General features: G+C 74.3%; 13 protein-coding genes. All 13 read left to right on the top strand.

What is annotated here, in order from left to right; all coding sequences use genetic code 11:
• The first annotated feature begins 90 nt into the window (after positions 1-90).
• The 13 genes from ACFC0G_RS08015 (at position 91) to ACFC0G_RS07955 (ending at position 14,853) form a co-directional block, all read left to right on the top strand.
• Positions 91-1,734, top strand: coding sequence for a molybdopterin-dependent oxidoreductase (locus tag ACFC0G_RS08015; protein WP_376398974.1), 1,644 nt, complete (start codon positions 91-93; stop codon positions 1,732-1,734).
• Positions 1,735-1,798: 64 nt separating this feature from the next.
• On the top strand, positions 1,799-3,919 hold the full coding sequence (locus ACFC0G_RS08010) for a regulator (RefSeq protein WP_376398971.1): 2,121 nt from the start codon (positions 1,799-1,801) through the stop codon (positions 3,917-3,919).
• A gap of 130 nt (positions 3,920-4,049) precedes the next feature.
• Positions 4,050-5,360, top strand: coding sequence for a molybdopterin-dependent oxidoreductase (locus tag ACFC0G_RS08005; protein WP_376398969.1), 1,311 nt, complete (start codon positions 4,050-4,052; stop codon positions 5,358-5,360).
• A gap of 50 nt (positions 5,361-5,410) precedes the next feature.
• The gene (gene nadE, locus ACFC0G_RS08000) at positions 5,411-6,241 is read left to right on the top strand and encodes an ammonia-dependent NAD(+) synthetase (RefSeq protein WP_376398966.1); all 831 of its coding nucleotides are present in this window, start codon (positions 5,411-5,413) and stop codon (positions 6,239-6,241) included.
• A gap of 67 nt (positions 6,242-6,308) precedes the next feature.
• The gene (locus ACFC0G_RS07995; RefSeq protein WP_376398964.1) at positions 6,309-6,707 is read left to right on the top strand and encodes a VOC family protein; all 399 of its coding nucleotides are present in this window, start codon (positions 6,309-6,311) and stop codon (positions 6,705-6,707) included.
• 87 nt (positions 6,708-6,794) lie between these two features.
• Positions 6,795-7,475: an ABC transporter permease gene (locus tag ACFC0G_RS07990; RefSeq protein WP_376398961.1), complete on the top strand. Its 681-nt coding sequence runs from the start codon at positions 6,795-6,797 to the stop codon at positions 7,473-7,475.
• Complete coding sequence (locus ACFC0G_RS07985) at positions 7,472-8,146, top strand: ABC transporter permease (protein ID WP_376398958.1); 675 nt, start codon at positions 7,472-7,474, stop codon at positions 8,144-8,146. Before ACFC0G_RS07990 ends, ACFC0G_RS07985 begins: the two co-directional genes overlap by 4 nt.
• Complete coding sequence (locus ACFC0G_RS07980; protein ID WP_376398955.1) at positions 8,143-9,096, top strand: ABC transporter substrate-binding protein; 954 nt, start codon at positions 8,143-8,145, stop codon at positions 9,094-9,096. Before ACFC0G_RS07985 ends, ACFC0G_RS07980 begins: the two co-directional genes overlap by 4 nt.
• Before the next feature lie 203 nt (positions 9,097-9,299).
• Positions 9,300-10,418, top strand: coding sequence for a glycoside hydrolase family 5 protein (locus ACFC0G_RS07975; protein ID WP_376398953.1), 1,119 nt, complete (start codon positions 9,300-9,302; stop codon positions 10,416-10,418).
• Positions 10,419-10,523: 105 nt separating this feature from the next.
• Complete coding sequence (locus tag ACFC0G_RS07970) at positions 10,524-11,831, top strand: alpha/beta fold hydrolase (protein ID WP_376398950.1); 1,308 nt, start codon at positions 10,524-10,526, stop codon at positions 11,829-11,831.
• Between the two features lie 101 nt (positions 11,832-11,932).
• Positions 11,933-13,081, top strand: coding sequence for a GntR family transcriptional regulator (locus ACFC0G_RS07965; RefSeq protein ID WP_376398947.1), 1,149 nt, complete (start codon positions 11,933-11,935; stop codon positions 13,079-13,081).
• A gap of 90 nt (positions 13,082-13,171) precedes the next feature.
• On the top strand, positions 13,172-14,104 hold the full coding sequence (locus tag ACFC0G_RS07960) for an SIS domain-containing protein (RefSeq protein ID WP_376398944.1): 933 nt from the start codon (positions 13,172-13,174) through the stop codon (positions 14,102-14,104).
• Positions 14,101-14,853 carry a PIG-L deacetylase family protein gene (locus ACFC0G_RS07955; RefSeq protein ID WP_376398941.1) on the top strand — a complete coding sequence of 251 codons (753 nt, stop codon included), beginning with the start codon at positions 14,101-14,103 and terminating at the stop codon, positions 14,851-14,853. Before ACFC0G_RS07960 ends, ACFC0G_RS07955 begins: the two co-directional genes overlap by 4 nt.
• Positions 14,854-14,869 lie beyond the last annotated feature (16 nt).

The raw sequence follows: 14,869 nt of genomic DNA, 5'->3' as shown, positions 1-14,869 counted from the left end.
AGGGGCTGTGGAGAGGTCCGGTCGGTACCGTCCTCCACCCTTCCAGGTGAATCACCCCATCCGGAGCCCCGTCGATGCCGAATGAGGAGCATGACCCTCTCAGCGCCCCCGCGTGAGCCCACACGCACGGACCGACTCCTGGCAGCGGTCGGTGGCCTGCTCGCCGGATACGTCTCGCTCGCCGTCGCGGACCTCGCCGCCTTCTGGGTACGGCCCGAGGCGAGCCCCGTCCCCGCCGTCGGCGGCGCCGTCGTCGACCGGACCCCGGCGCCCGTGAAGGAATGGGCGATCCGCGCCTTCGGCGAGAGCGACAAGGCCGTCCTCCAGCTCGGCATCCTGCTGCTCCTCGGGCTGCTCGCCGCCGGAATCGGACTCCTCGCGCTCCGCCACCGGGCGGTCGGCTCGGCGGCGGTCGGCGCCTTCGGCCTTCTCGGCGCGCTCGCCGCCGTCACCCGCCCCGACTCGGACTCCGCCATGGACGCCGTGCCCTCCCTCGTCGGTGCCGCCTGCGGCGCGGTCCTGCTGTACGTCCTGATCGGCCGCCTCCTCGCCCCGAGGCCCGGCACGGCGACGCAAACAGCCACGGCAACGGACACAGTGACGGACACAGCCACGGCCACGGCAACGGACACCGCGACGGCCACGGCCGACCGGCGTGGCTTCCTGATCGTCGCCGCCTCCGCCGGGCTCGCCGCGACCGGCGCCGCCGCCATCGGCAGGGCCGTCGGCTCACCCGTCGCCGAGAACGCCGCCGCCTCCCGGGCGGCGCTCCGCCTGCCCCGGCCGGCTTCCCCCGCTCCGCCCGTGCCCGCCGGGGCCCAGCTCCGCGTTCCCGGCATCGGCCCCTTCATCACCCCCAACCGCGACTTCTACCGTGTCGACACCGCGCTCGTGGTCCCCAAGGTCAACGCCGACCGCTGGAACCTGCGCCTCCACGGAAGCGGCGTACGGGAGGAACGCACCTTCACCCTGGCCGAGTTGACGGCCCGCAGAGTGGTGGAACGGGACATCACCCTGGCCTGCGTCTCCAACGAGGTCGGCGGCCCCTACGTCGGCAATGCCCGCTGGCTCGGCGTCCACCTCGCCGACCTGCTCCGCGAGGCGGGCGTCCGGCCGCCCTCCGAGGGCGGCCCCGCCGACCAGCTCGTCGCCCGCTCCGTCGACGGCATGACCATCGGCACCCCCGTCGAGGCCGTCATGGACGGCCGTGAGGCCCTCCTCGCCTTCGGGATGAACGGCGAACCCCTGCCCTTCACCCACGGCTTCCCCGTCCGCATGATCGTCCCCGGCCTGTACGGATACGTCTCCGCCTGCAAATGGATCGCGTCGATCGAGCTCACCACCTTCGACGCCTACGACGCCTACTGGGTCCCACGCGGCTGGGCCGCCCAGGCGCCCGTCAAGACCCAGTCCCGCATCGACACCCCCCGCCCCCTCGCCCGGCCCGGCGCCGGCACCGTCATGATCGCCGGAGTGGCCTGGGCCCAGCACCGGGGCATCTCCCGCGTCGAGGTACGGATCGACGACGGCCCCTGGCGGGACGCCCGGCTCGCCGCGCAGGACAACCGCGACACCTGGCGCCAGTGGACGTACCCCTGGGCGGCCGAACCGGGCCGGCACACCCTCACCGTGCGGGCCACCGACGGCACCGGTGCCACCCAGCCCGAACAGCGCACCGACACCATGCCCGACGGGGCCCAGGGGTGGCACTCGGTCGAGGTGACGGTGAAATGACGCGAAGAGGGGGCGGGCAGGGAATGCGTAACGAAGCGGATCCGTCGGTCCGTTCGAGCCGTTCATGAGGGACACTGCTTCCGTGCGTGGACATCTGCCGGACGAGAACCCTGGGTTCGTGGGGCGCCGCACGGAACTGGGCCGCATATCCGCCGCGTTGGCGGAGCACCGTCTCGTCACCGTGACCGGTGTCGGCGGCGTCGGCAAGACGCGGCTCGCCCTGCGTTCCGCGCACCGCGTCGCCGAGCGGTTCCCGGACGGCGCCTGGTGGACCGACCTGACCCCCCTCGACGGCGACCGGCTCCTCGTCGCCCTCGTCGCCGACTCCGTCGACCTCGCCGACCACACGCCCGGCATGGCGAGCACCGCGCTCTGCCGCAGACTCGCCGAGGACCGCCTGCTCCTCGTCCTCGACTCCTGCGAGCACCTCGCCGACCCCTGTGCCCGGCTGGTCGCCGACCTGCTCGCCGCCGCCCCCGGACTCACCGTCCTCGCCACCAGCCGCCGCCCCCTCGGCGTCGAAGGCGAACGGGTCGTCGCCCTCGACCCGCTGCCGCCCACGGGGCGGGACGCCCTGGAGCTGCTCCGCCGGGCCGCCGGGGAGGACTTCCCCGCCGCCGGGCCCGCCGGGGAGATCTGCGTACGCCTCGAAGGCATCCCCCTCGCCCTGGAACTGGCCGCCGCGCAGATCCGGCTCCAGGGCGCCGAGGCCGTCCGCGACCAGCTCGGGACCCGCCTCGACAGCCCGCCGGGAGCCCGCTTCGACGTGCTCGCCCACACCGAACGGGTGTGGCCGAGCCGCCACCAGACCCTGCGCGCCGCCATCGGCTGGAGCCACGAGCTGTGCGCCCCGCTCGAACGCCTCCTCTGGGCCCGCCTCTCCGTCTTCCGCGGCCCCTTCGACCTCGCGTCCGCGCTCGCCGTGTGCTCCGGCGGCCCACTGACCGCCACGACCCTGCCGGAGGCCCTCGACGGACTCGTCCGCTCCTCCGTCGTCCGCCCGCCCGACGCCGCCGGGCGCCACCGCATGCTCGACACGATCCGCGCGTACGGGGCGACCTGGCTGGAACGGACCGGCGAGACCGGAACCGTCGCCGACCGGCACGCCACGCACTTCCGCGGCCTCGCCCGCCGAGCCGACACCGAATGGCTCGGCGCCCGACAGCTCCGCTGGTACCGGAGCGTCGACGCCCACCACACCGACCTCCGCACCGCCCTCGACCGGCAGCTGCGCACCGACCCCGACGCGGCCCTCGACCTCGTCGGCTCCGTCGCCTTCGCCTGGTCCTGCCGGGGCCGCCTCCGCGAGGCCCGCGACGGCCTCGAACAGGCCCTGCTCCTCAGCGGCTCCCGGGGCCGCGCCCGGGCCCGGGCCCTGTGGGCGCTCGGCGTGACCCTCGTCCTCCAGGGCGAGTTCGGCCCGGCCCAGGACGTCAGCGAACGCTGCGCCCGCGAGGCCCGGTACACGGAGTACGAGGAGGCCCTGGAGGACGGGCGGCCGGGCGACCCCGACGCGGAGACGGGGCGGCCCGGCCCCGGCGACCTCACCCTGGACGCCGCCGCCCTCGCGGGGCTCCTCGCCCTGACCACCGGCCGCCCCATGGCCGCCTTCGTCGTCGTGGACCACGTCCTCGACGCCGTGGCCGGCGGACCGGCCGACTCCGCCGCCCGGCTCCGCTGCGGCCTCGTCCGGGTCTTCGCCCTCACCGGACTCGGCCGGCTCGCCGAGGCCCGCCGGCGGGCGCTCGCGCTCCGGGCCCTCTGCGAGGACCTCGACGAGCACTGGACCCGCACCGCCCTGGAGTACCAGCTCGCCCTCACCGGCCTCCTGGAAGGCGATCCGGCGGCCGCCGCAGGACACGCCCGCGCCATGCTCGAAGGCACCCGGCGGCTCGGCGCGAGCCTCGGCGTCGCCCTCGGCCTCGACGTCCTCGCCACCGCCCTCGCGGCCGCCGGCGACGGCGAGCGCGCGGCGGACGTCTCCGGCACGGGGGAGGCGTACTGGCGCTCCACCGGCCAGCCCCGGCGCGGCCTGCCCGGCCTGCGCGCCCTCCGCGAGAAGTACACCGACACGGCCCGCGCGACGATCGGCGAGCCCGCCTACGAGGAGATCTTCCTGCGCGCCCTCACGGGCCTCCCCCAGGACGGCCTCGACCGAGCCCTCCGCAGCTCCCACCAGTCCTGACGCGACGCACGGCCGAGACCCTGCTTCCGGCCGGTCCGGCGGAGGCGACCGGGCCCGCGCTTTCCGCCGACCGCGGCGGCCCCGGCCTCACCGACAGGACACCTCGGGGTGCCCGGCGCACCATGAGGAGATGGACGGCTCTCCGACCGATCTGGGCTCCATCAGCGCCCCCGGGCGGCTCGCGGGCCCGGCGGAGGGCATCACGCCGCAGGAGCTCGCCCTCGCCGCCCGCAACCACGGGCTGCCCCTGGAAGCGCTGCGGTACGACGTGACCCCGCCCGGCCTCCACTACGTCCTCGTGCACTACGACATCCCCGCCACGGACCCGGACGGCTGGCGGCTCACCGTCGGCGGCCGGGTGCTCCGGCCCCTCGCACTGGACCTCGACGGGCTGCGCGCCCGGCCCGCCGTCACGCGCCGGGTGACGCTGGAGTGCGCCGGGAACGGGCGCGCCCGCCTCACTCCCCGCCCCGTCAGCCAGCCCTGGCTCGTCGAGGCCGTCGGCACCGCCGACTGGACCGGCGTCCCGCTCGCCGCGCTGCTCGCGGAGGCGGGGACCGCCGAGGACGCGGCCGAGGCCGTGTTCACCGGTGCCGACCACGGGGTGGAGCGGGGCGTCGAGCAGGACTACCGGCGCGGCCTGCCCCTCTCGGTGGCCGCGGACCCGGCGCGGGACGTCCTCGTCGCGTACGCGATGAACGGGGCGCCCCTGCCCCCGCAGCACGGCAGCCCGCTCCGGCTGGTCGTCCCCGGCTGGTACGGCATGGCCCACGTGAAGTGGCTCCACGACATCACGGTCACCGCCACCCCGTACACCGGCTTCCAGCAGAGCGTGGCCTACCGCATCCGGGGCACGACGGACGGGGACGAGCCCGGGGAGCCCGTCACCCTCATCGCGCCCCGCGCCCTGATGATCCCGCCAGGCTTCCCGGACTTCATGTCCCGCACTCGCGTCGTCCGCCCCGGGCCCGTGCGGCTCGCGGGGCGCGCCTGGTCGGGCCACGGCCCGGTCACCCGCGTCGAGGTCGGAGAGTCGAGCGGGTCGAGCGGACGCAGCGAGGCATTCGAGGCAGGCGAGACAGGCGAGACAGGCGAGACAGGCGCGTACGGCGAGTACGGCGAGTACGGCCGGACCGGCGAGTACGGCCGGACCGGCGAGTACGGCTGGATCGGCGAGTACGGCGAGTACGGCAGCGCCGTCTGGACCGACGCCGTGGTCGACCACGACCCCGCGCACCCCTGGGCCTGGTCGTCCTGGCACGCCACCTGGACGGCGACACCGGGCCCGCACCGCCTCACCGTGCGGGCCACCGACGCCGAGGGCCACGTCCAGCCGCTCGCCGCCCCCTGGAACCGCGGCGGCTTCGCCAACAACCTCGTCCAGCGGGTCGACGTCCTCTGCGCCCCGGACCCGTCCGTCACCCGATCGGGCGGCGGATAGAGTCGACCCCGGTACACCGCAGCAAGCACGACCCCGACGAGGAGACCCCCGTGACCGACCCGGCGTCCACCGCCCTCCAGCAGCAGATCGCCCGGGACCTCGAGGTGTCCGACACCTTCGACCCGGCCGTGGAGATCGAGCGCCGAGTGGCCTTCCTCGCCGAGCGCCTCACCTCCACCGGGCTGCGCTCCCTCGTCCTCGGCATCAGCGGCGGCGTCGACTCGACCACCGCCGGCCGGCTCTGCCAGCTCGCCGTCGAGCGCGTCCGGGCCGCCGGCCACGACGCCACCTTCTACGCCATGCGCCTGCCGTACGGCGTCCAGGCCGACGAGAGCGACGCGCAGACCGCCCTCGGCTTCATCCGTGCCGACCGGGTCCTCACCGTCGACGTCAAGGCCGCCAGCGACGCGGCCCTGGAGGCGAGCCTCGCGGGCGGGGTGACCTTCCGCGACGCCCACCACCAGGACTTCGTCCAGGGCAACATCAAGGCCCGCCAGCGGATGATCGCCCAGTACGCCGTCGCCGGCGCCCAGGACGGTCTCGTCGTCGGCACCGACCACGCCGCCGAGGCCGTCTCGGGCTTCTTCACCAAGTTCGGCGACGGCGCCGCCGACGTCGTCCCGCTCACCGGTCTCACCAAGCGCCGCGTCCGCGCGGTCGCCGCCGAGCTCGGCGCCCCGGCCGAGCTGGTGTGGAAGGTCCCGACGGCCGACCTGGAGACCCTGGACCCGGGCAAGCCCGACGAGGACGCGCTCGGCGTCACGTACGACGACATCGACGACTTCCTGGAGGGCAAGCCGGTCGGGGAGGCCGCCTTCGCCTCCATCGTCCGCCGCTACCGGCTCACCGAGCACAAGCGGCAGCTGCCGATCGCTCCCTGAGCGCTTCGCGGCCCGTCGGCGGATCCTGGAGGGGGGTCTCGGAAGAGCCCCCGGAAGGGAGTACGCCATGTTCGGCGAGACCACGGCATTCAGCGGCTTCGCGGTCGACGACCTCGACGCCGCCAAGCGCTTCTACGGCGAGACCCTCGGTCTGACGGTGGAGGAGGCGGGGGAGGGAGACATGCGCATGCTCTTCCTCACCCTCGCCGGCGGGACCCGGATCTTCGTCTACCCGAAGGAGAACCACACCCCCGCCTCGTTCACGATCCTCAACTTCGAGGTCGACGACGTCGACCGGGCCGTCGACGACCTGGCGGCGCGCGGGGTGACCCCGGAGCGCTACCCCGGCTTCGACGCGGACGACAAGGGGATCATGCGGGGCGCGGACGGCCGACCGACCATCGCCTGGTTCACGGACCCCGCGGGCAACGTCCTCTCCGTCCTCTCCTCCCACACGAGCACCTGACGTCAGGACCCCTGACGGTCTGACACCGACCCCCTAACGGCCCCGGCCGGGGTGCGGACGACCCCGCGTACCACCTGCAATGAGAAGGTGACCGCGCCGCCCGACGACTGCCTCGCCCGCAACGACTGGATCTGCGGCGCCTACGTGTCCTCACGGAGCGAGATCCTCGCCGACGCCGTCGTCCAGCACCTCCAGCTGACCGTGGTCTCGGTCGCCCTCGCCCTGCTGCTCGCCCTGCCCCTCGCGGTCGTCGCGCGCCGCTGGCGCTGGGCGGCCGGGCCCGTCCTCGGGATCACCACGGTCCTGTACACGATCCCGGCCCTCGCGATGTTCTCGCTGCTCCTGCCCGTGTACGGACTCTCCGCCGCCCTGGTCGTCGCCGGTCTCGTCCTGTACTCGCTCACCCTCCTCGTACGGAACGTGCTCGCCGGGCTCCGGGCCGTCCCCGAGGAGACGCGCCAGGCCGCGCGCGGCCTCGGATACGGGCCGATCCGCCTCCTCCTCACCGTCGAACTGCCCCTCGCGCTGCCCGCCGCCATGGCCGGACTCCGCATCGCCACCGTCTCCGCCGTCTCCCTCGTCACCATCGGCGCGATCGTCGGCCACGGCGGCCTCGGCAACCTCATCTACGCCGGGATGAACACCTACTTCAAGGCCCAGGTCCTCACCGCCTCCGCCCTCTGCGTGGTCATCGCCGTCACCGCCGACCTGCTCCTCCTCGGCGTGCAGCGGCTGCTCACCCCCTGGACCCGGGGGCAGGCCGCGTGACCACGCTGACCGACGCCTGGTCCTGGCTCACCACCGGCGCGCACTGGTCCGGCGAGAACGGCATCTGGCAGCGGCTCGGGGAGCATCTCTTCCTCACCGGCATCTGCCTCGCGCTCAGCTGCCTCGTCGCCCTGCCCACGGCCCTCGTCCTCGGCCACCTCGGCAAGGGCGGCACGCTCGCCGTGAACCTCGCCAACGCGGGCCGTGCCGTGCCCACCTTCGCCGTCCTCGTCCTGCTGCTCCTCAGCCCCCTCGGCCCGTACGGCGAGTGGCCGACGATCATCGCGCTCGTCCTGTTCGCCGTCCCGCCGCTGCTCACGAACGCGTACGTCGGGATGCGGGGCGTCGACGCCGACGTCGTCCGGGCCGCCCGGGGCATGGGCATGACGGGCGGTCAGACCCTCGCCCGGGTCGAGTTGCCGCTCGCGCTGCCGCTCGTCCTCACCGGCGTGCGGATCGCCGCCGTCCAACTCGTCGCCACCGCCACCGTGGCCGCGCTCGCCGGCGGCGGCGGGCTCGGCCGGATCATCACGGCCGGGTTCAACCTCGCCTCGACGCCCCAGGTCGTCGCCGGGGCGCTCCTCGTCGCCGCCCTCGCGCTCCTGATGGAGGGGGTCTTCGAGGGGGTCCAGCGCCTCGCGCCCGCCGGGGCGCGGGGGAGCGGCGTGTGAGGCCGCCCCGCGCACCGGGGGTCGCCCTCCTGCTGGCGCTCGCCCTCTCCGGCTGCGGCGCGGGTCCGAGCCTGGAGGATCAGGGCGAGGTCACGGCGCCGCCGCCCGGGGACGCCCGCAGCCTGACGATCGGCTCGGCCGGATTCACCGAGAGCGACCTGCTCGCGCAGATGTACGCGCTGCTCCTCGAGGAGGCCGGCTACCGCACGGAGATCCTCTCCGTCACCAACCGCGAGCTGTACGAACCGGCGCTGGAGAACGGGCAGATCGACGTCGTGCCGGAGTACGCGGCGACCTTCGCCGACTGGCTGAACGCCAAGGTCAACGGCGCGGACGCGCCGACCGTCGGCTCGCCCGACCTGACGACGACCATGGCCGCCCTCCGGGCGCTCGCCGCCCCGCGCGGGCTCACCGTCCTCGACCCCGGCCGTGCCGTCGACCAGAACGCCTTCGCCGTGACCGCCGCCTTCGCCGCCGAGCACCGCCTGAAGACGCTCGGCGACCTCGGCGCCGCCCGCCTCCCGGTCCGGCTCGCGGCCGGGGACGAATGCGTCCAGCGGCCGTACTGCGCCCCCGGTCTGAGGGAGGTCTACGGAATCGACGTGACCGCCGTCGACCCCAAGGGCGTCGGGACGACCCAGGCGAAGCAGGCCGTCCAGAGCGGCCAGGACCAGCTGGTGCTCACGACGACCACCGACGCGACGCTCGACGACTTCGGGCTCGTCCTGCTCGCCGACGACAAGAACCTCCAGAACGCGGATCACATCGTGCCCGTCGTCAACCGCGCCCGCGCCGGGAGCCCGGGGGTCACGGACGCCCTGGACCGCCTCAACACCGTCCTGACCACGGCAGACCTCGCGGAACTCAACGAACAGGTGGACAGCTGGCGCCGCCTCCCCGAGGACGTGGCCCGGAACTACCTCACCGGCAAGGGCCTGGTTCCGGGCTGAGCGACGGCCGACGGACGACGGCCGACGGACGGCCGAGCGGTTGCCCCTTCGCTTGCCCCTTCGGTGTCAGCCAGCTGAACAGCGTCTCTTGTCATGACCCTTGCGGGGTGCTCCGGACCCCTGCTATTCATCCGTTAGGAAAGTTTCCTTCCAGTCGAACTCTCCGTTCCCCACCCACCGTTCATCGTTCCGTGGAGACCCCCATGACTTCGGCACGATCCGTACGCCCCCACTCCCACTCCCACTCCCACCCCCGCCCCGGACTCCGGCGCCTCGCCGTCGCCGGCGCCGCTCTCGGCGCCCTGCTCCTCGGCCTGGCCGAGTCGAACGTCGACACCGCCCAGGCGGCCCCCACCACCCCGGACGCCACCGCCGCCGCCACCACTCCCGCCGCGATCAACGGACAGCTCAATGTCTGCGGCACCAAGCTCTGCAACAAGTACGGCAACCCGATCCAGCTGCGCGGCATGTCCAGCCACGGCACCCAGTGGTACGCCCAGTGCCTGACCGGCGGCTCCCTCGACGCCCTCGCCAAGGACTGGAAGGCCGACGTCCTGCGCGTCTCCACGTACGTCCAGGAGGACGGCTACGAGACCGACCCCCGCAAGTACACCGACCTGGCCCACTCCCTCATCGAGCAGGCCACCGCCCGCGGCATGTACGTGATCGTCGACTGGCACATGCTCGACCCGGGCGACCCGCGGTACAACCTCGCCCGCGCCAAGGCCTTCTTCACCGAGATCGCCCAGCGCCACGGCTCCAAGACCAACCTGCTCTACGAGATCGCCAACGAGCCCAGCGGCGTCTCCTGGTCCCGGATCAAGGGCTACGCCGAGGAGCTCATCCCCGTCATCCGCGCCAAGGACCCCGAGACCCCGGTCCTCGTCGGTACGCGCGCCTGGTCCTCGTTCGGCGTCTCGGAGGGCTCCGACGAGTCCGAGGTCGTGTCCAACCCCGTGAACGCGGCCAACATCATGTACACGTTCCACTTCTACGCGTACTCCCACCGGGACGAGTACCTGAACACCCTCTCCCGCGCCGCCGCCAAGCTGCCCGTCTTCGTCACCGAGTTCGGCACGCAGAACTACGCGGGCGAGGGCGCCAACGACTTCACGATGACGCAGAAGTACCTCGACCTGATGGCCTCGAAGAAGATCAGCTGGGTCAACTGGAACTTCTCCGACGACGACCGCAGCGGCGCCGTCTTCAAGCCCGGCACCTGCGACGCCGGCGGAAGCTGGACCGGCACCGGCTCCCTCAAGCCCGCCGGCGTCTGGATCCGCGACCGCATCAGGACGGCGGACTCCTTCCCCACCTCCTGACCCGCGCCACCTCCTGACCCGCCCCGCCCCGTCCCCGGGTACGCCCCCGCCATGTGATCCACTGTCCTGGCGGGGGCGTACCGATCAGGAGCAGCAGGAGCAGCGTTGACCACCTACCGCCAGCCGGGCCTCGTCCTCACCGACCACCGCTTCCCCGTCCCCCTCGACCACACCCGCCCCGACGGCGAGCGGATCGAGGTCTACGGCCGGGAGCTCGTCGCGAGCGGAAAGGCCGGCGAGGACCGCGAACGGCTCCCCTGGCTGGTCTACCTGGAAGGCGGGCCCGGCTTCGGCGCCCGCCGCTTCATCGGCCCGCAGGCCTGGCTCGGCCGGGCCGTCCGCGAGTACCGCGTCCTCCTCCTCGACCAGCGCGGCACCGGCCGCTCCACCCCCGCCAACCGCCAGACCCTGCCCCTGCGCGGCACCCCGCGCGAGCAGGCCGACTACCTCGCCCACTTCCGCGCCGACTCCATCGTCAAGGACTGCGAGCTGGTCCGCCGACGGCTCACCGGCGGCGCCCCCTGGACCGTCCTCGGCCAGAGCTTCGGCGGCTTCTGCGCCACCCACTACCTCTCCACCGCCCCCGAAGGACTGGAGACGGTCCTCGTCACCGGCGGCCTGCCCTCCCTGGACGCGACGGCCGACGAGGTCTACCGCGCCGCCTACCCCCGCGTCCGGCGCAAGAACGAGGCCCACTTCGCCCGCTACCCGCAGGACGCCGAACGCGCCCGGGCGATCGCCGCGCACCTCCTCGACCGCGAGGTCACCCTCCCGGGCGGCGGGCTCCTGACCGTGGAGGCCTTCCAGTCCCTCGGCATCCTCCTCGGCGGCGGCGACGGCACCCACCAGCTCCATCTCCTCCTGGAGCACGCCTTCGTCCCGACCCCGGGCGGACCCGCCCTCTCCGACGCCTTCCTGGAACAGGTCCAGGCCCACCTGTCGTACGCGGGACACCCGCTGTACGCCGTGCTCCACGAGGCCATCTACGCCCAGGGGCAGGGCCCCACCGACTGGGCCGCCGAGCGGGTCAGGAGCGAGTTCCCCGAGTTCGACGCCACCGCCGCGCTCTCCGACGGCGCGCCCTTCCTCTTCACCGGCGAGACCGTCCATCCCTGGCACTTCACCACCGACCCCGCCCTGCGCCCGCTCCGCGAGACCGCCGCGCTCCTCGCCGCACGCGAGGACTGGGCCCCGCTCTACGACCCCGAGCGCCTCGCCGTCAACGAGGTCCCGGTCGCCGCCGCCGTCTACCACGACGACATGTACGTGGACACCGCGCACTCCCTGGAGACGGCGAGCGCCGTGCGCGGCCTGCGGACCTGGGTGACCGACGAGTTCGAGCACGACGGGGTACGGGCCGGCGGGCCGCGCGTCCTCGACCGGCTGCTGTCGCTCGCCAGGGACGAGGTCTGACGGTCCGGGGCCGGTGCTGATCGTCCGGGCATAGGATTCGGCGCGCAATCGATCAGCAATGTGCGCGCCGTGCCCGGCGCGGCGAGCGCGAGGGGGCCCGGATGGCGGGACGTGAGACTCCGGCGTCCGGCCGGGAGCTGAAGTTCCGGACGCTCATGGCCGAGCTGCGGCGCGGCATCCTCGACGGCACCTGGCCGCCCGGCAGCAAACTCCCCACCGAACGCGCCCTCGCCACCGAGACCGGCCTGTCGGTGACGACCGTCCGCCGCGCCTACGAGGACCTCGTCGCCCTCGGCCTCGTCGAGCGGCGGCAGGGCGCGGGCTCGTTCGCCGCCCACCGCCCCGAACGGGACAGGACCGGCCGCCGGATCGTCGGCGTCCTCGTCCCCGACACCTCCTTCTACTACCCGAGGGTCCTCCAGGGCATCGAGAAGGAACTCGCGGCGGACGGCGCCCGGCTCGTCCTCGCCTGCTCCCACTACGACCCCGACGAGGAGGACGCCGCCGTCGCCCGCCTCCTCGCCGACGGCGTCCACGGGCTCCTCCTCGTCCCCAGCCTGCACACCGCCACCGACCCCGGCCGGCGCGCCGAGGAACTCCTCGCCCTGCCCGTGCCCGCCGTCCTCGTCGAGCGCCGGCTCACCGCCCACGGCCCCGGCGACGCCACCGAACACGTCTGCACCGACCACGAGGGCGGCGCCTACGACGCCGTGCGCCATCTGCGCGCCCTCGGCCACCAACGGCTCGGACTCGTCGTCCGCACCGACGCACCCACCACCGCGCCCATCGAGGCCGGCTTCGCCCGGGCGCTCGCCGACCTCGGACTGCCCGAGGCGCCGCCGTACGAGCGGGACGTCATGGCCCGCTGGGACCAGGACCGCGCCGACCGGGCCCTCGGCGCCCTGCGCGCCGCCGGGGTCACCGCCGCGCTCTGCTTCGGCGACCGGGAGGCCGCGCTGATGCTCGGGGCGGTCCGCAGGGCGGGGCTCCGGGTGCCCGAGGACCTGGCCCTGATCAGCTACGACAACGAGTTCGCCGATGTCGCGGAGACCCCGCTGACGGCCGTGTCGCCGCCCAAGTACCAGCTCGGACGGCTGGCCGCGCAGATCCTGCTCCGGCGGCTCGCCGAGGGCGACGCGGCCCCGCTCCACCAGGTGCAGCTGCGGCCCCGGCTCGTCGTCCGCGCCTCCTGCGGGGGCGGACGGCGCGGGGCCGACGGTCCGGGGGCCGCGGAAAAGTCCAAGCAGTGAGTTCCCATTGCTCATGGTGTGCTCTTGACCGCAGCCGGTAGAACTCGGTTCGGACCCCACGGGGGAGTCCCCGAGGAGAGGACCCGGACCATGAGCACCCATGTCATCGCGGAGATCGCCAGCCAGCCCGACTGCTGGCGCCGGGCCGCCGAGACCGCCGAGCGCCACGCCGCCCGGCTGCCGCGCCGGGGCGAGCGCGTCGCCGTCGTCGGCTGCGGCACCTCGTACTTCATCGCCCGCGCCTACGCCGCGCTCCGCGAGTCCCTCGGCGCGGGCGAGACCGACGCCTTCCCCGCCTCCGACCGGACCCCGCTCGGCCGCGGCTACGACCGGATCGTCGCCCTCACCCGCTCCGGTACGACCACGGAGGTCGTGAACCTGCTTGCCGGCGCGGCAGGCCGCATCCCGACCCTCGTGCTCACGGGCGTCCCCGACAGCCCGGCGGGACAGCTCGCCGACGAGATCGTCGACCTCGCCTTCGCCGACGAACGCTCGGTCGTCCAGACCCGGTTCGCCACCACGGCCCTCCAACTCCTGCGCGCAGGGCTCGGGGTGGACCTCGCGCCCGCGATCGCCGACGCGGAACTCGTGCTGTACGAGCGGCTCCCCGCCGTCTGGGAGCGGCGCGGTCAGTTCACCTTCCTCGGCACCGGCTGGACCGTGGGCCTCGCCGACGAGGCGGCCCTGAAGCTCCGTGAAGTGGCCCGCGCCTGGACGGAGTCGTACGCGGCGATGGAGTACCGGCACGGCCCGATCAGCATCAGCGACCGCACCAGCCTGGTCTCCTGCTTCGGCCCGGCCCCCTCGGGCCTCCGGGACGAAGTCGAGTCCACCGGCGCCCTGTTCGCGGCCGACGCGATCGACCCGGTGGCCGCGCTCGTCCGCGCCCAGCGGCTCGCGGTCGCCCTCGCGGACCGGCGCGGCCTGAACCCCGACCGCCCGCGGCACATCTCGCGCTCGGTGATCCTCACCGGTGCGTTCAGGCCGACCGTCGCCGAGGCGGCCCGTATCCTGCGCTCATGATCGAGAACGACGTCACGGACCTCCTGGACATGCCCCGCGACTGGCAGCGCGCCCTCGCCGTCGTCGCCCACCCCGACGACCTGGAGTACGGCTGCGCCGCCGCCGTCGCCGACTGGACGGACGCGGGCAAGGAGGTCGTCTACGTCCTCGCCACGCGCGGCGAGGCCGGCATCGACACCCTCGCCCCGGACGTCTGCGGCCCGCTGCGGGAGCGGGAACAGCGGGACAGCGCCGCCGTCGTCGGCGTGCGGACGGTCGACTTCCTCGACCACCGCGACGGCGTGATCGAGTACGGGCTCGGGCTCCGCCGCGACATCGCGGCGGCGATCCGCCGCCACCGCCCGGAGCTCGTCGTCACCCTGAACCACCGCGACACCTGGGGCGGCGGCCCCGGCGCCCCCTGGAACACCCCGGACCACCTGGCCGTCGGCCGCGCCACGCTCGACGCGGCGGCGGACGCCGGAAACCGCTGGATCTTCCCCGAGCTCACCGCAGAGGGCCTGGAGCCCTGGAACGGCGTGCGCTGGGTGGCGGTCGCGGCCTCCAGCACCCCGACCCACGCGATCGACGCGGCCCCGGGCCTGGACCGCGCCGTCCGCTCGCTCCTCTGCCACCGCGCCTACATCGAGGCGCTGACGGACGAGGACCCGGAGGAGTACGTCCGCTCCTTCCTCACCGCGGCGACGTCCCGCGCGGCCGACCGCTTCGGCGGCCGCCCGGCGGTGACGTTCGAACTCTTCCCCCGCTGACGCGGGATCCGGAGGG

This window comes from Streptomyces sp. NPDC056169 (genome assembly GCF_042268445.1).
In the GTDB taxonomy this organism is placed as follows: domain Bacteria; phylum Actinomycetota; class Actinomycetes; order Streptomycetales; family Streptomycetaceae; genus Streptomyces.
The sequence above is the reverse complement of the archived record's forward strand: the minus strand, read 5'-3'. Positions and strand labels throughout refer to the sequence as shown.

Excerpts from the sequence above, each read along its gene's own strand:
- ACFC0G_RS08015 (WP_376398974.1), top strand. The coding sequence starts at position 91 with ATGACCCTCTCAGCGCCCCCGCGTGAGCCCACACGCACGGACCGACTC.
- ACFC0G_RS08010 (WP_376398971.1), top strand. The coding sequence starts at position 1,799 with ATGAGGGACACTGCTTCCGTGCGTGGACATCTGCCGGACGAGAACCCT.
- ACFC0G_RS08005 (WP_376398969.1), top strand. The coding sequence starts at position 4,050 with ATGGACGGCTCTCCGACCGATCTGGGCTCCATCAGCGCCCCCGGGCGG.
- ACFC0G_RS07995 (WP_376398964.1), top strand. The coding sequence starts at position 6,309 with ATGTTCGGCGAGACCACGGCATTCAGCGGCTTCGCGGTCGACGACCTC.
- ACFC0G_RS07975 (WP_376398953.1), top strand. The coding sequence starts at position 9,300 with ATGACTTCGGCACGATCCGTACGCCCCCACTCCCACTCCCACTCCCAC.
- ACFC0G_RS07965 (WP_376398947.1), top strand. The coding sequence starts at position 11,933 with ATGGCGGGACGTGAGACTCCGGCGTCCGGCCGGGAGCTGAAGTTCCGG.
- ACFC0G_RS07960 (WP_376398944.1), top strand. The coding sequence starts at position 13,172 with ATGAGCACCCATGTCATCGCGGAGATCGCCAGCCAGCCCGACTGCTGG.
- ACFC0G_RS07955 (WP_376398941.1), top strand. The coding sequence starts at position 14,101 with ATGATCGAGAACGACGTCACGGACCTCCTGGACATGCCCCGCGACTGG.